We start from the raw sequence: 23,053 nt of genomic DNA on the forward strand, positions 1-23,053 counted from the left end.
GGATGGCCCTCCGGAGCGTCAGGCCACCAGCGTGGTGGTGCCCGCGGCGGTGCTGCGGAAGTGATTCAGCACATAGACCCGGACGCTGGTGGCGAAGGGGATGCCTTCGGTCCGGCTGTCGTGGATGTCGGCGCACAGCGCCTCCAGCGACTTGCCCTGGGACTTGGCGATGTCCTTCAGCCCGTCCCAGATCGTCGCCTCCAGCCGCAGGCTGGCGCGGCGCCCCCCGATCGTCAGCGAGCGCGTCACCACGGCGGGCGGTGCCGCGAGCGAGCTGAGGTCGGCCATCTCGTCGAGGCTGCGGGGAATGCGGCGGTCCAACTTCATCGGTACGCTCCTGTCTCGGCTGGCCGGTTCTCGGCTTGGCGATTTTTTCCCAGGTCACCGGAATTTTTCCGGGACTAAACAAGCGTGTGTGCGCGTGTCGGCGATTCTTACCCGGGCACAGGACGTCCGGCATGTGAAGTTCTTCACAGTCCGGACGGGTCATCGCGGCCAAGGTTCGACATACCGCAGTATTCGCGGTTCCTCGAAACCCACGCCCAGGAGCTGTTCCCATGACCGCCATCATCGACCAGACCGCCCTCATCCGTGGTGCCGACGGCCGTCTCTTCGCCGTGACCGCCCAGGGCGTGACCGAGGTTGCCGAGCAAGCCGCCGAGCTGACCGCCGCCGCCCGCATCGGCGACCGCCGCGCGTTCAACGGCGACGACCACGAGGCCGCCCGCCACGCGATCACCCCGGGCCTCTGATCGGCGGGCGAACCTGCCTGGGCCCGCTGTTCGGGCCTGTTCTTCGGGCCGTGGCGGCCGGTGTTTTCCCTGACCGGCCTGCCACGGTCCCCGCCCGCTCCCTCGTCCTCCGCCGGTTTCCATTCCGGCTCACCACGGGCATCCCACGGCGGAGACCCCTCCCATGCCCCTTGATTTCGTCCGCGGCATCGTCCGGGATCCGGCCATGTCCGACCAGCCGCTGAAGGTCCACACCACCGGCACCCACCGGATCGCCACGCCGGACCAGACGCTGGCCCGCGTCACCCCCTTCCTTCCCGTCATGGGCATCACGCGCGTGGCGAACGTCACGGGGCTGGACAGCGTGGGCATCCCCGTCGTCATGGTGACCCGGCCGAATTCGCGATCCATTTCCGTCGCCCAGGGCAAGGGCGTGACCTTGGCCGCCGCCAAGGCGTCGGGCGTCATGGAGGCGATCGAGAGCTACCACGCCGAACGCATCACCCTGCCGGTGAAGTACGCCAGCTACGAAGAGTTGCGCTGGACCCACCGGGTGGTGGACGTGGCCCGCCTGCCGCGGCTGTCGACCAGCGCCTTCACCCCCCACACCCCAATGCTGTGGATCGAGGGCGACGACCTGCTGGGCGGCGGGCGGATGTGGGTGCCCTTCGAGACGGTGCATCTGAACTTCACGCTGCCGATGCCGCCGGGGTCCGGCTGCTTCCTCTCCGGGTCCAACGGGCTGGCCTCGGGCAACAGCCTCGCCGAGGCGACCGCGCACGCCATGACCGAACTGGTCGAGCGCGACGCCGCCACGCTGTGGCGCCTCTCCTCTCCAGAGGCCCAGGCCGCCACCCGCATCGACCCGGCCAGCATCGCCGATCCGGTGTGCCGGTCGCTGCTCGACCGCTTCGACGACGCGGGCGTCGCCGTCGGCCTGTGGGACATCACCAGCGATATTGGTCTGCCGGCCATCCTCTGCCGCATCGCGACGCGGGAAGACGCGCCGCAGCACAGCATCCGCCCCGCCATGGGCATGGGCTGCCACGCCGCGCCCGAGGTCGCGCTGTCCCGCGCCCTGACCGAAGCGGCGCAGAGCCGGCTGACCTTCATCGCCGGGGCGCGCGACGACATGCCCCGCTCCGAATACGAACGCCACCTCGACCCGGCGCAGCATGCGCGCTGGACGGCGCTGATCACCGAGGGCACCGGTCGCCGCGACTTCGCCGCCATCCCCAGCCTCGCCGGGCGCACCATCGAGGAGGATCTGGCAGGCCAGCTCGACCGGCTGCGCGCCGCCGGGATCGACGAGGCCGTGGCGGTGGACCTGACCAAGCCGGAGTTCGGCATCGCCGTGGTCCGTCTGGTCATCCCCGGTCTGGAGGGGTTGGACTCCTCTCCGGACTACGCGATGGGCGCAAGGGCGCGCGCCGCGGCCGGCGTCTGGGATCGGGCGTCGTGAATCGGGAAAGTGTAATGAAAGCGAAGGCGGAGACTCCCATGCAGACGCCGGACGGCCTTTACGTCTTTCTCGGCCCCACCCTGTCCCGCGCCGAGGCCTCGCGGCGTCTGGACGCCACCTATCTGCCGCCGGTCGCCCAGGGCGACATCATCCGGCTGTGCAAGCACAAGCCGCGGGCGATCGGCATCGTGGACGGCTACTTCGAGAACATCCCGTCTGTCTGGCACAAGGAGATTCTGCACGCCATCCACCAGGGCGTGGCGGTGTTCGGGGCGTCCAGCATGGGCGCCCTGCGCGCCGCTGAGTTGCATCCCTTCGGCATGATCGGCGTCGGCGCCGTCTTCGAAGCCTTCCGCGACGGGCGGCTGGAGGACGACGACGAGGTGGCGGTGATCCACGGCCCGGCGGAACTCGGCTATCCCAGCCTGTCCGAGGCCATGGTGAACATCCGACGCACCCTGGCCGACGCGGCGCAGGAGGGCATCGTTCCCGCCGCCACGGCGCGGCGGCTGGAGGCCATCGCCAAGGCCCTGCCCTATCGGGAGCGCGGCTATGGCCGGGTGTTCCGCCTCGCCGCCGCCGAGGGGCTGCCGGAGGAGGAACTCGCCGATCTCCGCGGCTGGCTGCCCAACGGGCGGTGCGACCAGAAGCGGGAGGACGCGCTGGACCTGCTCCAAACCATGCGCCGCTGGGCGATCGACGGCGGGCGGGCGCCCGAGGCGCGGTTCCATTTCGAGCACACCGCCCTGTGGGACCGCGCCCTGCGGGACGGCGCGCACCCCTCGGCGGGGAATCCGCTGGACTGATCGTCCGCCGGGTGCCATCAACGGTCCGACGGCACTCAACCGGGACCGGGAACGCCATGGCCTTACTGAAGGACGTCGCCGGCATCCTTCGGCGCAACCGAATGTTGGGCGTTCTCGACGACGCCCGGATGCAGGAGCTGGTCGCGCTGGGCCGGGTGTCGCGGTTCAGCGAGAACCAGACCGTTTTCAGCAAGGGCGATCCCGGCGATTGCCTGTACGCCATCATGAAGGGGCAGATCGCCGTCTCGACCTCGTCGGAGGACGGCAAGACGATGCTGCTCAACATCCTCAACCCCGGCGACGTGCTGGGAGAAATCGCGCTGATCGACGGCAAGGACCGCACCGCCGGGGCCACCGCGCTCCGCCCGGCGGAGCTGTTCCGCATCGACCGTCCGGAATTCATCTCCTTTCTGGAACGGCATCCCTCCCTGTGCATCCGGATGATGGGGGTGCTGTGCGAACGGCTGCGCTGGGTGTCGGAGAACATCGAGGATGCGGTTTTCCACGACGTGCCGCGCCGGCTGGCCCGGCGCATCCTGCTGCTGGCGGACACCTATGGGCAGAAGACGCCCGCCGGGCTGCGCATCAACCAGCCGGTGTCCCAGGAAGCTCTGGCATCCATGTTGGGTGTCACCCGTGAGATGGTGAACAAAAGCCTGCGTGCATTGCGCAACGCTGGAGCGATTACCTATAACAAAGGTTTTATCGTCATCACCAATCTATACATGCTTAAGGATATGGCGGGAGAGTCGGGCGACGTGCCGTAAGGCCAGCCAGCACCTCCGCTGAGTTTTATCGTCGCAAATTTTTTCAATCACGCTATATTGGCTGCACGACATGAAACACGGCTGACAGTCAAGGAATACAGGGCTATGTCGGGTCAGGATTCACAGGCGTCCAACGCGCCATCGCCGCAGAACGCCATCCCGCTGGCGGCACGCACCGTCAAGCTGTTCGGACGCCCGACGCAACTTCGGTTGGAGCCGTCCTATTGGGAAGCGCTGGACGACATCTGCCACCGGGAAGACCTGACCGTGGACGAGTTGTGCAGCGACCTCAAGGACCGCCTTGACTCCCAGTCCCGCCGGTCGCGCGGGAACGCCGTGTCGCTGGCCAACGCGGTCCGCGTGTTCATCGTCGGCTATTACCGCAAGGCGGCGACCGAGAAAGGTCACGACCGCGCCGGCCATGGTCGGGGCGACCCCTTCGTCAGCACGCCCTTCGACCTGCCTCCGGCCCAGCCCGTCAAGGAAGGCTGATTTCCTGGCGGTATCCCCGCTGGACAGCGCATGTCCCGAAAACAGGACGGTGGCCGCCGTTCTGATGTGAGGAATTTCCGCGTCCGCTGGAACGACTCAACGTCCAGCTTGCACCGCGACAGGATTTGGTGTGTTGATCGGCCCAGCGGCATCGCACGGTCGGTCGACCGGGCCATCCATAGGCCGCCCCTCCCGTCCACCGCGGAGCCGACCGTTCATGAGCGGGACCCAGCCGTCCGCCGTCAGACCAACGTTCCCCCACTGGCTCCGGGACCGCTCCTTCCTGTCCGGCCTGACCGCCCTGCTGATCCTCCTGGCGGTCCTGGGCACGGTGATGCGCCACAACTACCTGCTGTTCCACCTCTGCGCGGAGCTGTTCGCCGTCGCCATCTCCATGACGATCTTCATGATCGCCTGGAACACGCGTGACACGAACCAGTCACCCTTCCTCGCCTTCGTCGGCTTGTCCATGCCGGGCATCGCGCTGCTGGACCTGCTGCACGCCATCGCCTTTCCCGGCATGAACGTCATCGGCGAGGCCGGCGCCAACCAATCCACCCAGCTCTGGATCGCCGCCCGCGGCCTTCAGGCCGCGGTTTGCCTGGCCGCGCCGCTGTTGACCGAGAGGCGGTTGCGCGCGGGCGACGTGCTGCTGATCCAGGCCGCCGTCGTCGCGTGCACTCTGCTGTCGATCTTCACCTTCGGCATCATGCCGGACAGCTTCGTTCCGGGCGTCGGGCTGACTCCCTTCAAGATCGGAGCCGAGTACACGTTCAGCGCCGCGGCGGTCGTCGCCTGCCTGCTGCTGCACCGCAAGCGCCGGCAGTTCGAACCCAGGGTGTTCGGCCTGACCTTCGCGGGGATCGCCCTGCTGGTCCCGCAGGAGCTGATCTTCACGCTCTACAACCATCCCCACGGGGCGATGAACGCGCTGGGGCACTTCATCAAGATCCTGTCCTTCTACCTGCTGTACCGGGCCATCATCGTCACCGCCCTGCAAAACCCCTACGACCTCGCCTTCTACCGGATGCGCCGCAGCGAAGAGGCCCTGCGCGACCATCTGAGCGGGCTGGAGTCGCTGATCGCCACGCGCACCGCCGAACTGCGCGAGAGCGAGGCGCGCTGGCGGGCGCTTCTGGAATGCTCCAACGATTGGTTCTGGGAGACCGATGAGCGTGGGCGCTTCACCGCACTGTCGCCGCGCGCCCAGGAATCCACCGGGCGCGGCGGAGCAGAGCTTCTGGGCTTCACCCACACCGATCTTCTGGACCGCAACCGTCCCGAGGAGGATTTCCCCGCACTGACGGAGGCCCTGCACCGGCGGGAGCCCTTCCGCCGCCTCTCCTTCCCGCTGGCCTCGCCGGGGGGGAACGCGCGCTGGGTGATGGTCAGCGGCACGCCGCGCTACGACGGCAACGGCGCTTTCCTCGGCTATCGCGGCACCACCAGCGACATCAGCGCGCGGCGCCAGTCGGCGGAGGCGGCGCGGCAGAAGCAGACCATGGCGGCGCTCGGCAGCCTCGTCGGCGGCCTTGCCCACGAGATCAACAACCTGCTGCAACCGGTCATCGGCCTGTCCGATCTGGCGCGCGGCCGCGCCGGAGAGGATCGCAAGCTGCACGCCTATCTGAACGCCATCCACGACAGCGGCGTGAAAGCCCGCACGATCATGCGCGACGTCCTTCAGTTCGCCCGCGTCGAGGTGGCCGAGTCGCCGCCGGGCAACCTGGAGGAGGCCGTGCATTCCGCTCTGGAACTCGCCGCCCCCTCGATGCCGGCGTCCATCGAGACGCGCACGCGGCTGGAGCCCGGCCTGGAGGCGGTAACGATCACCGCGACCGAACTGACCCAGGTCCTCCTGAACTTGATCCAGAACGCCCGCGATGCCATGCCGCAGGGCGGCACCCTGACCATCGGCGCCCGTTCCCTGAGCCTGAAGGAGCGGGACGCGTCCCGCCGCCAACTCGGCGAAGGCGATTATGTGCGGCTGACCGTCGTCGACACCGGCACGGGAATGGACGAGGCGACGCGCCAGCGCGTGTTCGACCCCTTCTTCACCACCAAGCCGGTCGGCACAGGGACGGGGCTTGGGCTTTCGGTGGTATATGGTATCGTGAGGAACGGGGGCGGCGACATTCTGGTCGAAAGCACCCCCGGACGCGGGACGTCCTTCATCATCGACCTGCCCACCGCCCCACCCGGCGGACCGGGCCAAACGGCACATGGGATGTTGGTACATGGCGAAGGTGTTGGTCGTTGAGGATTCGGCCGCCGTGCGGCTGGCGGTCACCGAAGTGATCGAACAGGCGGGCCACGAGGTCGTGGAGGCGGAGAACGGCCGCGTCGCCATCGGCCTGCTGGACGGCGGCGCGCGCTTCGACCTGATCGTCACCGACGTGCTGATGCCCGAAGCCGACGGGGTGGAAGTCATCAAGGCCGCGCGCATCCGCAATCCCGGCGCTCAGGTGCTCGCCATGTCGGGCGGGGCGCCGAACCTTCCCGCGGGCTACGCCCTGAAGATGGCCGAGATGTTCGCGGCGGACGCTGTGCTCTACAAGCCCTTCCTGAACGAGGAGCTGCGCAAGGCCGTGGCCCGACTGCTGGCCACGGCGGGCGCTTCCGAGGCCGGCTGAGAAGGGGCCATGCCTTACCGTTGTTGCTCCGGAGACACGATCGATGTTGCTCCGGAGACACGATGGCACCCTGACGGCACCTCGGACGCGCCGCGGCGGCCATCGGTCCCCTTGACCAAAGTTATCCACAAAATGGTGCATAAGATGGTGGATAAGGCTGTTGAACCCTCGGTCCCGCCTGCCCGCCGCGAGGGTGCCGGAAAACGCCCCTGAAACGGCGCCGATTCGGGTTGCGCCACCCCGAACGGCCAGGACCGGCGCACCCCTTGCGCCCTTCGTTACTCCTAAGATGGTCTGGTCCGTCCCTTCCACCCTCGCCACTATGAAACCATGCATGGCGATGGTGGAAAGGACGGCGCATGGCGCATTTTCTCGTGACCGGCGGCTGTGGTTTCATCGGATCGCATCTGGCCGACCGGCTGATCGGCGACGGGCACCAGGTCACCATCCTGGACGACATGAGCACCGGCCGGCTGGAGAACAAGCCGCTGCTGGCGAAGCTGGTGGTCGGTGACGTCGCCGACCCGGACGCGGTCCATCAGGCGATGCAGGGGGTGGACGGCGTCTTCCATCTGGCCGCCGTCGCGTCCGTCCAACGCTCGCGCGAATTGTGGGCGGAAACCCACCGCACCAACCTGTCGGGCACCGTCACCGTCTTCGAGGCGGCGCGCAGCGCCCGCAATGGCAACCCGGTGCCGGTGGTCTACGCCTCCTCCGCCGCAGTCTATGGCGACAACACGGCCACCCCTTTGCGCGAGGACGCCACGACGCGCCCGCTGTCCGCCTATGGCGTGGACAAGCTGGGCTGCGAGCTGCACGCCAACGTCGCCTGGGCCATCCACGGGGTGCCGACGACGGGCTTCCGCTTCTTCAACGTCTACGGACCGCGGCAGGACCCGTCCTCGCCTTATTCCGGGGTGATCTCGATCTTCGCCCGCCGCGTGGCGCAGGGCGAGGACGTGACGATCTTCGGTGACGGCGAGCAGGTTCGCGACTTCGTGTTCGTCGGCGACGTCGTGCGCTTCCTCGTCAAGGCGATGGACCGCCAACCCCAGGGGGCGGAGGTGTTCAACCTGTGCACCGGCCGCCCGACCTCGCTCCTGATGCTGCTGGAGGTCTTGCAGGAACTGTGCGGCAGCCGGGTGCGCCGCCTGCACCAGCCGGCGCGGGCGGGGGACATCCGCGTGTCGATCGGCGACGCGTCCCGGCTGCGCGCCACCTTCGGCGAGGGCTGCCGGTTCGGCCTGCTGCAGGGGTTGAGCGCCACCCTGACCGGGGAGATGCCGCGGTGACGCCGCGGCCTTCCGTCCCTACACGTCCCGGCTCTCCAGCCGGGGCAGCCCGACCACCTTCAGGCGGCTTTCGCTGAGTTCCCCCACCTGATCGAGGATCGGCAGGGCGACCGCGGCGACATGGGCGTTGATGCGCTTCAGGTCGCGCAGGATGTCCAGCACCAGGGCGCTGGTCTCGATGCTGGCCGCGTCGCCGCGGCGGACGCGGTCGAGGTGGCGGGCGGTGGCGGTGCGCTCCAGCGCCCGCACCGCGTCCTTGCCGGCGATGAGCTGACGGGCCAGCCGCCGGTCCTCCCCGATCAGGATGCCGAGCGCCGTGCGCAGGTTCTCCACCGTGCGGCGGTGCAATTCCTCGACCTCCCGGAAATCCTCCGGTGCGAAATTCAGGTGATGACGGATGCGCTTGGCGGCGAGTTCCATCAGGCTCTTGTCGATGATGTCGCCGATGTGCTCCAGGTTGATGGCGAAGGCCATCAGATCGTCGACCCGCCGGGTTTCCTCGGCGTCGAGGTGATGGCGCCCCAGCTTGGCGAGGTAGAGCTTCAGGGCGGTGTGCAGCCGGTCCACCCGGTCGTCGGCACGGCTGACCTCGGCGATCGGGCGCTCGTCGTTCTGTCGCAGGGCGGTCAGGCTGCGGCACAGCATGTCCTCCACCAGATCGCCCAGCCGCAGGGTCTCGCGGACGGCCCCCGCGATGGCCACGGAGGGTGTCTCCAACGCCGATTCGTCGAGATGCCGGGGCGTCGCCGCGTCCTCCCCCGCGTCCTCCGGCTCGGGCAGCAGCCGTTCGGTCATCCGGGCGAGCGGCGTCACCAGCGGCAGGAAGAGCAGCGCCAGCGCCGCGTTGAAGGCGACATGCGCGCTCACCACCGCCGTCAGCGGGGCCATCCCGGCCAGGAACGACGCCGCCATCGGCACCAGCGGCAGGGCCAGTAGCGAACCCGTCACCCGGACCAGCAGATTGCCCAGCGGCACGCGCCGCGCCACCGCGCCGTCCGCCGAGGTCGCCAGCACCGCCGGCACGGCGCCGCCCAGATTGGCTCCCAAAACCAGCGCCACCGCCGTCTCGGTTCCGATCACCCCCGCTCCGGCCAGGGACCCCGCCAGCATCACCGTGGCGAGGCTGGAATGCACCGCCGCGGTCAATGCCGCGGCGACGATCAAGGCGAACAGCGGCTCGCCGCCCAGCGCCTCCAGCATCGCCTGGACCAGCGCCGATTCCCGGACCGGCAGGGTGGCGGCACCGAGCAGCTTCAGGGCCAGCAGCATCAGCCCGACGCCGACCAGGATGCGGGCCAGCGCCCGCCGCCCGCGATGCTCGCCGCCCAGCGCGTGCAGCGCCCCGCCGAGCAGCAGCAGGCTGGGCGACAGCCAGTGCAGGTCGATGGCGAGCAGCCGGGCGACGAGGCTCGTCCCGACATCCGCGCCCAGCATCACCGCCAGCGCCATGGAGGTGCTCATGAAGCCCTGCCCGGCCATCGAGGCGGTCATCAGCGCGGTCGCCGTGCTGCTCTGCACCGCGATGGTGGCGGCGACGCCGGCCAGGAAGGCGGCCAGCCGGTTGCGCGTGCCGTAGCCGACCCAACGGCGGACCGCCGCCCCGCCCCACCGGAAGACGCCCGTCCGCACCAGCCGCAGCGCCCACAGCAGCAGCGCCACGGCGCCGAGAATGTCGATCAGGACGAGGGTGGGCGAAACGGCGACGGTCGAGATGGCGGGCCTCCCGGCGTGTGGGCCTCAGCAACAGGACGATGGAGAGTGGGACGTCATGAAAACGTAACAATCGTAGGGCGCAACCTGATCCCCCGCGAAAGACGTATCCCTTTTGCCAGTGCGCCACCCTCGGGCATGTCGCTCATGCTCGCGTCACCAGCCGGATGCCCAGAGCCACCGGCAGGATGCCCAGCAGGTCCCAGGGCTGCACCGCCTCGCCCAACAGCAGCCAGCCAAACAGCATGCCCAGGGGCGGCATCAGGAAGTGATAGGCGCTGGCCTCCGTGGCGCTCGTCCGCTGCAGCAGGCTGAACCACAGCAGATAGCCGCCGATCGACACCAACAGCGCTTGGTAGACCAGCGAGGCGACGAAGCTGGCGGTCAGCCGGATCGACCCGGCGTCCTCCAGCAGCAGCCCGATGGGCAACAGCGCCAGCCCCGCCGCCAGCACCTGCACCCCGGTGCCGGCGAGCAGCCCCGCCCGCGGCGCCAACCGCTTGAACAGCAACGTCCCCGCCGACAGGGCCACCAGCGCGCCGACCGCCAGCGCGATGCCCAGCGGCGCGTCCGTCCCGCTGCCCAGCCGCCCGCGCACCACCAGCGCCACCCCGGCCACCCCCAGCGCCAGCCCCACCGCCTTGCGCCGGTTCATCGCCTCCCCCAGCAGCAGGGCGGCCAGCGCCGCGGTCAGCACCGGGTTCGCGCTGACGATCAGCGCCGTGAGGCCGGAGGAGACGTAGGTCATGCCGCTGTAGCTCAGCCCCAGATAGAGCGCGTGGTTGAGCAGGCCGAGCAACGCCAGCAGACCGAGGGTCCGCCCGGCCATCCCCCGGTACTCGCCCCGCCACGCCGCGACGGCGGCGAGCAGCGCCCCGGCGATCAGGAAACGGAAGGCCAGCAGCAGCAGCGGCGGGCAGTCGGCCAGCCCGATCTTTCCCGCGGCGAAGGCGGAACTCCAGGCGAGGCAGAAGGGCACGACCAGGGCGAGCGGCGCCGCCCGCGGGTCGGTCAGGGGTAAGGGGTGCGTGGCGGCGTGCGTCATGGCCGGTCCTCTCCCAGGCTGGTGGAGCGCGTTGGTGAGAGGATGGCGTGAACCCTTTTCATTTGGAAATTGGATGATATCATCCACTGCATTCGAAATTTGAATGGTCGGTCCGATGCGCGAGATGGATCTGGGGCTGCTGCGCACCTTCGTCTCGGTGGTGGACGCCGGCGGCTTCACGCGGGCCGGCGAGCGGGTGCACAAGACGCAATCGACGGTCAGCCAGCAGATCCGCCGGCTGGAGGAGCAGGTCGGCCTGCCGCTCCTCGACCGCAACAGCCGCGCCGTCGCGCTGACCGACGATGGTGAGCGGCTGCTCGGCTACGCCCGCCGGCTGCTGGCGCTGAACGACGAGGCGAACGCCGTCCTGTCCGGTCGCCCGGCGGCGGAGGTGGTGCGGCTGGGCGTGCCGGAGGATTACGCCGTGGAGCGGTTGCCCCGCCTGCTCGCCGACTTCGCGCGGGCGAACCGGCGGCTGCGGCTGGACGTGCGCTGCGACCTGTCGGTGCGGCTGCGCGCCGACGTGGAGTGCGGCGACCTCGACATCGCCCTGGTCAAGCAGGAACCCGGCCGCCCCGGCGCCCTGCGCACGTGGCGGGAACCGCTCTGCTGGGTCGGCCCGGCGGCGGAGGACCTGCACCGCGAAGACCCGCTGCCGCTGGTGCTGTTCCCCCAGGGCTGCGTCTACCGCAACCGCGCGGTGCATGAGTTGGAACGCGCCGGACGGCGGTGGCGGGTGGCCTATTCCAGCCCCAACCACGCCGGGGTGCGCGCCGCGGTGTCCGGCGGGCTGGGCGTCAGCGTGCTCCCCCACAGCGCCCTGCCGCCCGGCGCGCGCTTCCTCGGCGCGGCGGACGGCATGCCGGCCCTGCCGGAGACGGAACTGGCGCTGCTGATCGGAGGCGCGGCGCGGAGCGCGGGGGTGGAGATGGTCAGCGCGCTGCTGACGGAGAGCCTTCCCGAACCGGTGTGGGCGTGACGGGTGCGGCGTGGCAGGGTCAGGGATGGATTACCTCTTTCGCACACCCCAAAAAGATCACGCCCCTCGCGGCGGGCGGATGGATGAAGACTCAGCCCCCGGATGTTCATTCGGGTAAGACGTATCTTGGAGCCATCATGACGCACATCCGCTTCACCCCCAAATCCATCGCCATCGCGCTGCTTGCCGGTGTGGCGGCCTTGGGCGCTGGAGCGTCCCCGGTCCTCGCCGATCCGCCCGATTGGGCGCCGGCCCACGGCTGGCGCGCCAAGCAGGAGCGCCATCATGAGCGCGACCGCCACGAGCGGGGCCGCCATTACGAGCATGGCTACATCGACGGCGGCTATGGCGACGGGCGCGTGGTGATCGTCCGCCGGCCCCCGCCGGTGGTGGTCTATGAGGAGCCTCCGGTCGTGCATTACGCCCCGGCCCCCGTCTACATCGAGGAACCGCCCCCCGTGATCGTCCAGCAGCGCCCGCGCGTGGTCCGCGCGGCGCCGCAGGTGGTGGAATGCGGGCCGCTCGACGGCGACCTGATCGGCGTGCTGGGCGGGGCCGCCGTCGGCGGGCTGGTCGGCTCGCAGTTCGGGCGCGGCGACGGCAAGCTGGCGGCGACCGCCGCCGGCACGCTGGGCGGCGCCATGCTGGGCGGCGCGATGACGCGCGGCGGCTGCTAAGCCCCTAAATGCCAAGCTCCTAAAGAGGTCAGCCGACCCCCCAGCCGCCGGTGTCCGGAAAGGGGACCGGTGGCGCCGGAGCCGTGGTGACCGCGGACGGTGCCGTCAACCCCTTGGGCAGCGGCGGCGCGTCCGCCGGGGTCGGCAGCAGCCGGGCGGCCCTCGCCCACCAGCGCGGCTGCGCCGCCTGGATCGACCGGGCCGCGGCGGAGGCTTGGTCCGCGTCGGCGTAGAGGCCGAAGCAGGTCGCCCCGCTGCCCGACAGGCGGGCCAGCAGGCAGCCGTCCGTGCCGTCCAGCGCCGCCAGCACCGCGGCGATCACCGGTGCGACGGTCAGCGCCGGTTCGGTCAGGTCGTTGCGCCGCTCCCTCAGCAGCGCGGCCAGCGCCGCGGCGTCGCCGGGCGCCTCGGTGAAGCGGGCCGGGGCGGAGAAAGTCCCCCGGCGCGCCTTGAACACGGCGGGGGTCGGCACCGGCACGCCGGGGTTGACCAGCACCGCGAAGGAGTCCGGCAGGGCGGGCGCCTCCTCCAGAACCTCCCCCACGCCGCCGAAATAGCAGCTTCGCCCGGCGACGCAGACCGGCACGTCGGCGCCCAGCGAGGCCGCGACCTCGTAGAGGCGCTGGTCCGCCACCGGCACGCCCCACAGCCGGGCCAGGGCGCGCAGCGTCGCCGCCGCGTCCGCCGAGCCGCCACCAATCCCGGAGGCGATGGGCAGGACCTTCTCCAGCGCGATCATCGCGTCGGCCTCGCGCCGCAGCCGGGCGGCCAGCGCGTAAGCGGCGCGGATGACGAGGTTCTGCGCCGGGTTCTCGCCCATCAGCGCCGGGCCGAAGGGGCCGGAGATGGCCAGCCTCGGCCCGACCGGCGGCAGGTCGGCCCCGCGCAGCGCTATGCGCGCCACGCCCGGCTGCACCGTCACCCGGTCCGCCACGTCGGCAAAGGCGACGAGGCTGTCCAACTCGTGATAGCCGTCGTCCCGGCGGCCCACCACATGCAGATAGAGGTTCAGCTTGGCCGGCGCGGCTTCGGCGATGGCGCTCATGGTCGGGTCCCCGCAAACGAAAAGCCCTTCCTCCCGATAGGGGGAGGACGGGCTTTATGCGGCATGGCCGCGGCGAGCGCCAGACCCCAGGTGTCCGGTCGCCGGACAAACGGGGCGCGCCGGGCGCGTCTTCCGCCCTTGACGGCCCGCCCCCGCGCGCCTAGCTTCCCGGCCATGACGACGCGCACGCACCACTTCAGCCGCTATTATCCGCTGCTCCCATAGGGCGGCGCGTTCAGTCTTGACCATATGAACCATGCCGCCGCGGACCGGCGGCATGTGCTTCGACAGATGATCTCCGGGACGCGGCCCTTCCCTTCCGGAGATCAGCACCATGGCGACCCCCGCCGCTTCCAGCCCCTTCCAGTCCGACTTCCTGCGCGTGCTCGACGAGCGCGGATTCCTGCACCAGGGCAGCGACCTGTCGGGCCTCGACGCCCTGCTGCGCCAGGGGCCGGTCGGCGCCTACATCGGCTTCGACGCCACGGCGGACAGCCTGCATGTCGGGCATCTCGTGTCGATCATGGTGCTGCGCTGGTTCCAGAAGACCGGCAACCGGCCCGTCGTGCTGATCGGCGGCGGCACCACGCGCATCGGCGACCCCAGCTTCCGCGACACCAGCCGCCCCATGCTGGACGACGCGCAGATCGCCGCCAACATGGCCGGCATCGGCCGGGCCTTCGCCCAGTACCTGTCCTTCGGCGACGGCCCCTCGGAGAACAGGCCGAACGGCGCGGTGATGGTCGACAACGCCGTCTGGCTGGACGAGCTGCGCTACATCCCGATGCTGCGCGACATCGGGCGCCATTTCACCGTCAACCGGATGCTGAGCTTCGATTCCGTCAAGCTGCGTCTCGACCGCGAGCAGCCGCTGACCTTCCTGGAGTTCAACTACATGATTCTCCAGGCTTTCGACTTCCTGGAGCTGTCGCGCCGCCACGGCTGCCGGCTGCAGATGGGTGGGTCGGACCAGTGGGGCAACATCGTCAACGGGATCGAGCTGGCCCGCCGCGTCGACGGGACGGAGCTGTTCGGTCTGACCACGCCGCTGCTGACCACCGCGTCGGGCGCCAAGATGGGCAAGACGGCGGCGGGCGCGGTGTGGCTGAACGCCGACCGGCGCAGCCCGCACGATTTCTGGCAGTTCTGGCGCAACACGGAGGACGCGGACGTCGGTCGCTTCCTGCGCCTGTTCACCGAGCTGCCGCTGGACGAGATCGCCCGGCTGGAGGCGCTCCAGGGATCGGAGATCAACGAGGCCAAGAAGATCCTCGCCCATGAGGCCACCGCCCTCTGCCACGGGGCGGCGGCGGCGGCCGAGGCCGGGGAGACCGCCCGCCGGGTCTTCGAGGAGGCCGGGGCCGGCGGCGGCCTGCCGACGGTGGAGGCCACCCGCGCCGACCTCGCCGCCGGCGTCCGTCTGGCCGACCTGCTGGCCGCCGCCGGGCTCGCCGAGTCCAAGGGGGCGGCACGGCGCCTGATCCGCGACGGCGGGGCGCGGGTGAACGGCACGCCCGTCACCGACGAGGCGGCGCTGTTGGCCCTTGCCGACCTCGATGGTGAAGGGCTCATCCGCCTGTCCGCCGGGCGCAAGCGCCACGCGCTGCTGCGGGTCCGCTGAGCGAAGCCGAAGCCGGGCGCCCTCAGCGGCCCCCGGCTTCGGCCACCACCTGCTTCAGGTGATGGGACGACACCGGCTTGTGCAGGATGGCGAAGCCGCTGCGCTGGGCTTCGACGATGCGTTCGGGGGCGGTGTCGCCGGTCAGGATGATGCTGGGAATCGATGTTCGGCAATGGGCGTGAATGGCGCGCAGGGCCTCCGGCCCGGTCTTGCCGTTGCGCAGCCGATAGTCGGCCAGGATGACGTCCGGTCTCCGCCCGGCCTCGTCCAGCAGACGGATCGCCTCGTCCCCCGCGGTGGCGGCGATGACCTCGTAGCCCCAGCCTTCCAGCATGGCGCGCAGCCCCATCAGAATGATGACTTCGTCGTCGATGATCAGGACGAGCCGGCACCCGCCGCCCTCCGTCCGGCCGACCGCCGGAACGGTCGTCACGGGCCGCAGCGGTTCGGCGGCGGGCACGGTGACCAGGAAGGTCGATCCGCTGCCGGGCCGCGACCGCAGGGCGATGGGATGGCCGAGCAGCGCGCACAGACGCCGCACGATGGCGAGGCCGAGGCCCAGCCCCTTCTCGCGGTCGCGCTCCGGGTTGCCGAGTTGGGTGAACTCCTCAAAAATATCCTCCTGGCGGTCCGGCGGGATGCCGCTGCCGCTGTCGCACACGGCGATGTGGAAGCGGCGGCGCGACCGCCGCACGCCCAGCAGCACCCCGCCCCGCTCGGTGTAGCGCAGCGCGTTGTCCAGCAGGTTGCGGATGACCCGCTCCAGCAGCATGGGGTCGCTGCGCGCATGGAGGGTGGTCGGGACGACGCGCAGGGTCAGGCCGCGCCGCGCCGCCTCCGCCGCGTATTCGGCGGCGAGGCGGTCGAAGAGGGGCTGGATCGCCACGGTGGTGGTCACCGGCTCGACCACCCCGGCGTCGAGCTTGGAGATGTCCAGCAAGCCGTCGAGCAGGCGCTTCAGCGCCTCCAGCGCCTGCTGCATGGTCTTCAGCGTGCCGTGACCCGGACCGCCCTGTGTCTGCTCGCTCAGCGCGGAGGTCAGGAAGAACAGCGATTGCACCGGCTGGCGCAGGTCGTGGCTGGCCGCGGCGAGGAAGCGCGACTTCGCCCGGTTGGCGCGCTCCGCCTGGTCCTTGGCGCGGCGCAGCGCCGATTCGGTGCGCTTGCGCTCGGTGATGTCGCGCAGGATGGCGGTGAAGAAGCGGTCGCCGCCGTCGCTCCAGGCCGACAGCGACAGCTCCAGCGGCACGGCCAGCCCGTCGCGGCGCCGTCCTTCCACCTCGCGCGCGGTGCCGTCGGCCAGCCGATCCGGGCCGAGGGATTCCGGAACCAGGCCGCTCGGGATCAAGCGGCGCACGTCGGCCCCAACCGCGTCGGCAGGGCGATGTCCGAAAATGCGCTCCGCGCCGCGGTTGTAGGTGTGCACCGTGCCATTGGCGTCCACCAGCAGGATCGCGTCGGCCGCGGTCTCCAGCAGGGAACGGTGGCGCTCCACGGCCCGCCGGATGGCCCGTTCGTCCTCCTTGCGGCGGGTCACGTCCTGGGCATAGACGGCCAGCCGGTCGCCGGTAGCGAACAGGCGCACGGCGTACCAATCGCCACCGCTCCATTCATCCCCGCCGCCCAGCCGGATTTCAAACTCCTCCGGCTCTCCCCGGTCCAGCGCGTCGCGGAAACGCGCGGCGAAGGGTTCCACGACGCCGGGTGGCAGCAGGGCGACGAAGACATGTCCCACGAGGTCCCCGCCGTCGCCGAAGAGACGCGCCGCCATGTCGTTGGCGAAGGTCACGCGCCCCTCATGGTCCAGTTCCACCACCGCGTCGGTGGAGGCGGCGAGGATCGCGGCCATGCGGTGTTCGGCGGCGTGGGCGGCGTCGCGGGCCAGTTCCCGCGCCTGAAGCTCCTGCGCCATGGAGTCGAACGCGCGGCCCAAGGCACCGATTTCCGAGCGGTCGCCCGGCCGGCCGATCCGCGCGTCCCGGTCTCCGGCGCTCCAGCGCTCCACCACCCGCTTCAGCCGGGCCACCGGCCGCAGCACGAACAGGCGCGCGCCGATCCAGGCCGCGGCCAGGGACAGCGCCGCCGCCAGAGCCAGCAGGAAGGCGCTCCGCTCGGCCGCGGCGGTAACGGGACGCAACGCCTCCGTCCGGTCCAGCCCGACCGCCAGGAACAGCTCGCGGACCTTCTGGTCCACCGGGGCGTAGGCCAATATCCGCGGCTCGCCATCCAGGCCGGCAACCTCCGCCACGCCGTCGGACGGCGCACGCAGAAGGGCCATCAGCGGCTCGGGCAGCGGCTTGCCCACCCGTTGCTCGTCGCTGCCGGGGAAACGGCCAAGCACGGTGCCGTTGCGGTCGGCGAGCACCAGCATGGCGTTCGGCGGCAGCGGCTTTTCCGCCAGATAGTCGCGCAGCCATCCGGCGTCGAGCGCGATGGACACCACCCCCGCCATGCGGCCCGCCGCGTCGGTGTAGGGCGCGGCGAAGGGCAGCACGGGCCGCCCGTCCAGCCGCCGCACCGCATAGTCGCCGACGACGAAGCTCTGCCCGTAGAGCGCCATGCGGATGTGCGGCAGCGCCGCCACCATCAGGCCGTTCAGCTTGGCGTCGCTGGCGCAGCGGACCGAGCCGTCGAGATCGGTCAGGGCGATGCCCTTCACCCGCGGCAGCCGGTCGCGCAGGCGGTTCAGGGTCGAGGAGCATTGCTGTGGGTCGATGGCCAGCCGCGGCGCCATCTCGGCCACCGTCACCAGCACGCCGCGCATGCCGTCCACGACCCGTTGCTGCTCGTCCTGGATCAGCGTCAGCAGGCGGTGGGCCTCCGCCTCGGCTTGGCGCTCGCCCGCCTCGATGGCGGTCAGGCTGTTGTGGGCCAGGATGCCGATGGCCGGCAGGCTGGCGAGGAGAACGAGCAGGACAAGGCGGGTGAGAATGCTCATCGGCAGCCCGGGAACAGCACGGCGGAAGGGAACGGCACAACCCTGCACTTCCCAAGGGGCGGACGGCACCCCGGGTCCGATGCACGCCGTCGTATCCGCGGCAGCGGTGTCCCGCTACCCCGCCGGCCACATCCTTACCTTGCGTTTACCAAATGGAGGGACCGCGCTCAACCGACTATTTCGCATACGAATTATAAAGGCGCCGGAGGAACGGGTGCCCGATGCCCCGGCGCCTCGGGATTTTCCGCCCGCCCTCAGGCGGACTCGGCGATGGACTCGACGCTGCCGTCGAGCGCCATGAGCAGCAGTTCCACCTCCATTCCGGGATTCCGCGCCTTGATCGCGGCGCCCAGCGCGCGGAGTTGCTCGGCGTGGGCGGCGGTTTCCTTTTTCGGGTCCGCCGCGACGTCCGTTTTCAGGAAGACCCGGTAGGCGCCGCAGTCGCGGTGGTCCATGACCATCACGCGCTTGATCCGGTGCAGTTGCTTGGCGACCGCCACATGGTCCCAGAAGGCCTCGCCCCATGCCTTCTTCTGGTCGGTCAGGGCGCCCAGCGACGCGCCGGCCAGGATCACATGGTCGTAGCGGTTGGTCAGCCCACGCCCGTCCATATAACGGCCGATGTCGTCGATCAGCCGGTAATCCATGCAGGAGAGCAGAAGCGCGTCCACCTCCCCACCGGGCTGGGCGGCGTGGGCGGCTCCGACGGTCAGGGGCGCCATCACCGCGGCACCGGCGCCCAGCGTGGCGATTTTCAGAAAGGTCCGGCGGGAGTCGTGCCGAAGGCTGCCGCAGCAGGTCGAGCCCAAGCCGGTTCCGGAGCTTTGTCGGTACTGCATGAGGTCTCCACGTCGTTGAGATTTCGTGGGGCCGAACGCCCGTGGAAACCGCAGTACATCACCGTCCCGGCCATGGCACCGACTTGGAGAATTTCTTTCATGGAACAGAAAGCCACAACTTGATGACAGGACTATGCAGGCAATCCGGAAGGAAGACCTTGGCTTTGTCACCCGGCAGCTTCGTTGGACAGGCCCAAAAGGAAACGGGCCGCTTCCCGGAAGGGAAACGGCCCGTTCGGCATGGTGCTGCCGGTGTTGCGTTGCTGGATCAGCCGCGGGTGCTGCCCGAAGCCCGGTCGCCGGTGGCGACCGTGTCGCTGGCCGGCTTCTGCGTGCCGGCACTGGCGCTGTGGCTGGAGGAGCAATCCGCGCTGGCGACCCCCGCCGTCAGGAGGGCGGCGAGACCGAACAGAACGGCTACCGGCTTGGCTCCATGAGACATTGGATCACCTCCTTTCAAAACTGTTGAACACCGCAACAGCATGTGAGGATGATCCGGCGCGAGTCAACGCCCTATACCGCCCGTACAGGGTGCGAGTCCCTCTCCCGCCCCGGGAGAGGGTGGCCCGGAGGGCCGGGTGAGGGTCTCACGAGAATCAAGGCGCCGGTCCTTGCCTGCACCCTCACCCTTCCCACGCTTCGCGCGGGCCCCTTCCCTCTCCCGGGGCGGGAGAGGGTGTGGCAAGTCCGATCACGCCGTCTCCAGCGCCTCCCGCATGGTGCGGAACAGCTCCGCCTTATCCTCGAAGCCGATGCCCGGAAGCTCGGGCAGGCGGACGCGCCCGTCCTCCACAGCGATGCTGTCGGCGAAGCCGCAGAAGGGCTTGAACACATCCGGGTAGGACTCGTTGCCGCCCAGATGCAGGCCGGCGGCGATGTTCAGCGACATCTGGTGGCCGCCGTGCGGCACCACGCGGCGGCTCGACCAGCCGTTCTCCGTCAGCATGTCCAGGGTGCGCATGTACTCGACGAGGCCGTAGCTGAGCGCGCAGTCGAACTGCAGCCAGTCGCGGTCCGGGCGCATGCCGCCGTGGCGGATCAGGTTGCGGGCGTCCTGGTGGCTGAACAGGTTCTCGCCCGTCGCCATGGGGCCGTCATAGTGGTTCGCCAGCTCGGCCTGGAGCGCGTAGTCGAGCGGGTCGCCGGCCTCCTCGTACCAGAACAGGTTGTAGGGCTTCAGCGCTTCGGCGTAGGCGATGGCGGTCTTCAGGTCGAAACGGCCGTTGGCGTCCACGCAGAGGTTCTGCCCATCGCCGACCACCTCAAGCACCGCCTCGATGCGGCGCAGGTCGTCCTCCAGCGAGGTGGCGCCGATCTTCATCTTCACGACCTTGTAGCCGCGGTCGCGGTAGCTGCGCATCTCGTCCTGGAGCGCCTCCACCCCCTTGCCGGGGTAGTAGTAGCCGCCCGCGGCGTAGACCCAGACCGACTCGTCGGCCACGCCGCCGCGGTAGCGGTCGGCGAGCACACGGTAGAGCGGCTTGCCGGCGATCTTCGCCACGGCGTCCCACACCGCCATGTCGATGGTGCCCACCGCGACCGAGCGTTCGCCGTGGCCGCCCGGCTTCTCGTTGGTCATCAGCCGCGCCCAGATCTTGAACGGGTCCAGGTTGCCGTTCGCCTCGTCGATCAGGCTGTCGGGGGCGGCCGAGGCCAGACGGGGGATGAAGCGCTCCCGCATCAGGCCGCCGGCGCCGTAGCGGCCGTTGGAGTTGAAGCCGTAGCCGATCACCGGCTTGCCGTCGCGCACCACGTCGGTGATGACCGCCACGGTGGAGCAGGTCATCTGGCTGAAGTCGATGTAGGCGTTGGCGATGTCGGACTTGATGCCGACGGTCTTTTCCCGAATCTCCACGATGCGCATGGCGCTGCTTCCCTTTGGCTTGTCCGATGCCCTCGGCCGCAGGATAGGGATGGACGGGACCGCCGGGCCAATGCCAGTTTCCAATCGCATGATGCGCGTCCGGCATGATGGCCGGCATGATGGCCGGCATGATGGCCGGCATGATGGGCCGACGGAACATGGGCTGGCGGAACGGCGATGGAACTGAACTGGCTCGAGGATTTCCTCGCCCTGGCGGAGTGCGGCAACTTCTCCCGCGCGGCGGAGGGGCGCAACCTGACCCAGCCGGCCTTCAGCCGCCGCATCCGTGCGCTGGAGGATTGGACCGGCACGCCGCTGTTCGACCGCAGCACCCAGCCGGTCGGGCTGACCGAGGCCGGGCGCCGTTTCCGCCCCTTCGCCGACGAGACGGTGCGCCGCCTCCTGCAGGGGCGGGAGGAGGCGCGGCTGGCCGGCGGGGCGGCGGCCACGGCGCTGCGCTTCGCGGCGACCCACGCGCTGTCGCTGACCTTCTTCCCGACCTGGCTGAGCCGGCTGGAGGGACAGGCGCGGCTGGGCGCCATCCATCTGCTGTCCGACAGCATGCAGGCCTGCGAGCAGGTGATGACGCAGGGGCAGGCGCAGTTCCTGCTGTGCCACGCCCATGCGGCGGCCCCCTCCCGGCTGGAGGCCGGAGCCTTCCGCTCGGCCGCGGTGGGAAGCGACCGTCTGGTGCCGGTCTCCGCGCCGGACGAGTCCGGTGCGCCGCGGCACCGCTTGTCCGGTGGCGGGGCCGCCCTGCCCCATCTCGCCTACAGCCCGGAATCCGGCATGGGGCGCATCGTCACGGCGGCGCGCGGCGCCTTTCCGGCTCCGCTGGCGCTCGACACCGTCTTCACGTCGCACCTTGCCGCGGTGCTGCGCACGCTGGCCCGTGACGGGCGCGGCGTGGCTTGGCTGCCGGACAGCCTGATCGCCGAGGATCTGGCGCAGGGACGGTTGGTGCGGGCCGGCGGGGCGGGTTGGGAAATCCCGGTGGAGGTCCGCCTCTACCGCCCGCGTGCCCGCCAGAGCCCGGCGGCGGAGGCCTTCTGGGCGCTGGTCGCGGCCCCGGTGCCGGAAGAGGCGCAGGAACAGGCAACGCAGGATGGGAGGGAACGGGAGTGAGCGGAGCGGACTACAGGCTCTATGGGGTCCCCGGCTGGGGGTCCGTCCTGACGGAAGCGATGCTGGTCCAGTGCGGCGTTCCCTTCGTCGTCGAGGACGTCGAGGGCTTCGACACGCAGGGAGAGGCGCGGCGGAGGCTGCTGGCGCTGAACCCGCTGGGACAGATTCCGACCCTGGTCCTGCCGGACGGGACGGTGATGACGGAGAGCGCGGCCATCGCGCTTCTGCTGGCCGAACGGCACCCGGACGCCGGGCTGGCGCCACCGCCGTACGCACCGGAGCGCGCCACCTTCCTTCGGCTGCTCGTATGGATGGTGGCGAACGTCTATCCGACCTTCACCTACGGCGATTATCCGGAGCGCTGGGTGACGGAGGCACCGGAGACACTCGGTGCGTCGATGGTGGAGCACCGCAAGACGCTGTGGCTCTGGCTGGAGTCGCGGTTGGGCGGTGGCCCTTGGGTGCTGGGGGAGCGCTTCAGCGCGCTCGACATCTACGTCGGGGCGATGGTGCACTGGCGGCCCCGCCGCGACTGGTTCGCGGAACACTGCCCGAAGTTGTCGGGTGTGGCGGAGCGGGTGCTTGTCCTGCCGAATCTGGCACCGGTCTGGAACCGGAACTTCACGCCAGCATCCTGAACCGAACGCCCAGAGGCGTCTTCATACAGCACGGGGGCGGCCATTGGGCCGCCCCCGTTCGACAATCAACGCTCGTTGATGGCGCGGTAGACGATGTAGGCCGGGGTCGCGCGCAGCCAGGCGGCGAGGAATTCGCGAACGGCCTGGAAGGCGGAGGACTGGGCGCGGCCGTTGCCGATGTGGGTGTAGGTCGAGCTGTTCATGATGGTCTCCAATCGTTGGGAGGCGTTATCGGGGGCGTTGTTCGTTGAGACCAATATGCTCTGGTATACCTAATACCACACGCGCGCTTATTGCAGGGCAGACCCCGAAAAACGAAACGCTTTCAATGCTTTAGCCATCTGATATTCGGCCTTGCGAACTGTTTGACTAGCCAATCCCGGATTCTT

Annotated in this window: 22 protein-coding genes; 13 read left to right on the forward strand and 9 right to left on the reverse strand. The window is 69.9% G+C overall.

Going from position 1 to position 23,053, the window contains the following annotated elements:
* Positions 1–18: 18 nt before the first annotated feature.
* Positions 19–327: a ribbon-helix-helix domain-containing protein gene (locus tag H0B54_RS09910; protein ID WP_094303425.1), complete on the reverse strand. Its 309-nt coding sequence runs from the start codon at positions 325–327 to the stop codon at positions 19–21.
* 230 nt (positions 328–557) lie between these two features.
* Here H0B54_RS09910 and H0B54_RS09915 point away from each other — a divergent pair, with 230 nt between their 5' ends.
* From H0B54_RS09915 to H0B54_RS09950, 8 genes are all read left to right on the forward strand, one after another.
* Positions 558–752 carry a hypothetical protein gene (locus H0B54_RS09915; protein ID WP_188260150.1) on the forward strand — a complete coding sequence of 65 codons (195 nt, stop codon included), beginning with the start codon at positions 558–560 and terminating at the stop codon, positions 750–752.
* Between the two features lie 163 nt (positions 753–915).
* Complete coding sequence (locus tag H0B54_RS09920; RefSeq protein ID WP_188260151.1) at positions 916–2,193, forward strand: YcaO-like family protein; 1,278 nt, start codon at positions 916–918, stop codon at positions 2,191–2,193.
* A 38-nt stretch (positions 2,194–2,231) separates the two neighbouring features.
* A complete protein-coding gene (locus tag H0B54_RS09925) occupies positions 2,232–2,999 on the forward strand; it encodes a TfuA-like protein (RefSeq protein ID WP_188260152.1) in 768 nt (255 codons plus the stop codon).
* Between the two features lie 56 nt (positions 3,000–3,055).
* The gene (locus tag H0B54_RS09930) at positions 3,056–3,766 is read left to right on the forward strand and encodes a Crp/Fnr family transcriptional regulator (RefSeq protein ID WP_094303421.1); all 711 of its coding nucleotides are present in this window, start codon (positions 3,056–3,058) and stop codon (positions 3,764–3,766) included.
* 105 nt (positions 3,767–3,871) lie between these two features.
* Complete coding sequence (locus tag H0B54_RS09935) at positions 3,872–4,258, forward strand: ribbon-helix-helix domain-containing protein (RefSeq protein WP_094303420.1); 387 nt, start codon at positions 3,872–3,874, stop codon at positions 4,256–4,258.
* A gap of 217 nt (positions 4,259–4,475) precedes the next feature.
* The gene (locus H0B54_RS09940) at positions 4,476–6,518 is read left to right on the forward strand and encodes an MASE3 domain-containing protein (protein WP_188260153.1); all 2,043 of its coding nucleotides are present in this window, start codon (positions 4,476–4,478) and stop codon (positions 6,516–6,518) included.
* On the forward strand, positions 6,496–6,891 hold the full coding sequence (locus tag H0B54_RS09945) for a response regulator (protein ID WP_246472437.1): 396 nt from the start codon (positions 6,496–6,498) through the stop codon (positions 6,889–6,891). Before H0B54_RS09940 ends, H0B54_RS09945 begins: the two co-directional genes overlap by 23 nt.
* 359 nt (positions 6,892–7,250) lie before the next feature.
* Positions 7,251–8,183: an NAD-dependent epimerase/dehydratase family protein gene (locus H0B54_RS09950; protein ID WP_188260155.1), complete on the forward strand. Its 933-nt coding sequence runs from the start codon at positions 7,251–7,253 to the stop codon at positions 8,181–8,183.
* 18 nt (positions 8,184–8,201) lie between these two features.
* On the opposite strand, the gene H0B54_RS09955 is transcribed toward H0B54_RS09950, so the two are convergent.
* A complete protein-coding gene (locus H0B54_RS09955) occupies positions 8,202–9,842 on the reverse strand; it encodes a Na/Pi cotransporter family protein (protein WP_343068921.1) in 1,641 nt (546 codons plus the stop codon).
* Positions 9,843–10,038: 196 nt separating this feature from the next.
* Positions 10,039–10,938 (reverse strand): DMT family transporter, encoded by a 900-nt coding sequence (locus H0B54_RS09960; RefSeq protein WP_188260156.1) that lies wholly within the window; start codon positions 10,936–10,938, stop codon positions 10,039–10,041.
* A 115-nt stretch (positions 10,939–11,053) separates the two neighbouring features.
* On the opposite strand from H0B54_RS09960, the gene H0B54_RS09965 reads away from it, so the two are divergent.
* On the forward strand, positions 11,054–11,917 hold the full coding sequence (locus tag H0B54_RS09965) for a LysR substrate-binding domain-containing protein (protein WP_246472438.1): 864 nt from the start codon (positions 11,054–11,056) through the stop codon (positions 11,915–11,917).
* A gap of 137 nt (positions 11,918–12,054) precedes the next feature.
* Positions 12,055–12,594 carry a glycine zipper 2TM domain-containing protein gene (locus H0B54_RS09970; protein WP_188260158.1) on the forward strand — a complete coding sequence of 180 codons (540 nt, stop codon included), beginning with the start codon at positions 12,055–12,057 and terminating at the stop codon, positions 12,592–12,594.
* 28 nt (positions 12,595–12,622) lie between these two features.
* On the opposite strand, the gene H0B54_RS09975 is transcribed toward H0B54_RS09970, so the two are convergent.
* Positions 12,623–13,639, reverse strand: coding sequence for a 4-(cytidine 5'-diphospho)-2-C-methyl-D-erythritol kinase (locus tag H0B54_RS09975; protein ID WP_188260159.1), 1,017 nt, complete (start codon positions 13,637–13,639; stop codon positions 12,623–12,625).
* A gap of 334 nt (positions 13,640–13,973) precedes the next feature.
* Between H0B54_RS09975 and tyrS the strand changes: the two genes are divergently transcribed.
* Positions 13,974–15,260 carry a tyrosine--tRNA ligase gene (gene tyrS / locus H0B54_RS09980; protein ID WP_188260160.1) on the forward strand — a complete coding sequence of 429 codons (1,287 nt, stop codon included), beginning with the start codon at positions 13,974–13,976 and terminating at the stop codon, positions 15,258–15,260.
* 22 nt (positions 15,261–15,282) lie between these two features.
* Here tyrS and H0B54_RS09985 read toward each other — a convergent pair whose 3' ends face one another.
* From H0B54_RS09985 to H0B54_RS10000, 4 genes are all read right to left on the reverse strand, one after another.
* Positions 15,283–18,198 (reverse strand): PAS domain S-box protein, encoded by a 2,916-nt coding sequence (locus H0B54_RS09985; RefSeq protein WP_188260161.1) that lies wholly within the window; start codon positions 18,196–18,198, stop codon positions 15,283–15,285.
* 254 nt (positions 18,199–18,452) lie between these two features.
* Positions 18,453–19,037, reverse strand: coding sequence for a carbonic anhydrase (locus H0B54_RS09990; protein WP_188260162.1), 585 nt, complete (start codon positions 19,035–19,037; stop codon positions 18,453–18,455).
* Between the two features lie 268 nt (positions 19,038–19,305).
* Positions 19,306–19,479: a hypothetical protein gene (locus H0B54_RS09995; RefSeq protein ID WP_155903579.1), complete on the reverse strand. Its 174-nt coding sequence runs from the start codon at positions 19,477–19,479 to the stop codon at positions 19,306–19,308.
* A 249-nt stretch (positions 19,480–19,728) separates the two neighbouring features.
* Entirely contained in the window at positions 19,729–20,901 is a 1,173-nt protein-coding gene (locus tag H0B54_RS10000) for a mandelate racemase/muconate lactonizing enzyme family protein (RefSeq protein ID WP_188260163.1), read from the reverse strand.
* A 177-nt stretch (positions 20,902–21,078) separates the two neighbouring features.
* On the opposite strand from H0B54_RS10000, the gene H0B54_RS10005 reads away from it, so the two are divergent.
* Both H0B54_RS10005 and H0B54_RS10010 read left to right on the forward strand, forming a co-directional pair.
* Positions 21,079–22,026, forward strand: coding sequence for a LysR family transcriptional regulator (locus H0B54_RS10005; protein WP_188260164.1), 948 nt, complete (start codon positions 21,079–21,081; stop codon positions 22,024–22,026).
* Complete coding sequence (locus H0B54_RS10010; RefSeq protein ID WP_188260165.1) at positions 22,023–22,664, forward strand: glutathione S-transferase N-terminal domain-containing protein; 642 nt, start codon at positions 22,023–22,025, stop codon at positions 22,662–22,664. The genes H0B54_RS10005 and H0B54_RS10010 overlap by 4 nt, the downstream gene beginning before the upstream one ends.
* A gap of 65 nt (positions 22,665–22,729) precedes the next feature.
* Here H0B54_RS10010 and H0B54_RS10015 read toward each other — a convergent pair whose 3' ends face one another.
* On the reverse strand, positions 22,730–22,867 hold the full coding sequence (locus H0B54_RS10015; RefSeq protein ID WP_188260166.1) for a hypothetical protein: 138 nt from the start codon (positions 22,865–22,867) through the stop codon (positions 22,730–22,732).
* Positions 22,868–23,053 lie beyond the last annotated feature (186 nt).

It is taken from the genome of Azospirillum tabaci (assembly GCF_014596085.1).
Classification (GTDB): domain Bacteria; phylum Pseudomonadota; class Alphaproteobacteria; order Azospirillales; family Azospirillaceae; genus Azospirillum; species Azospirillum tabaci.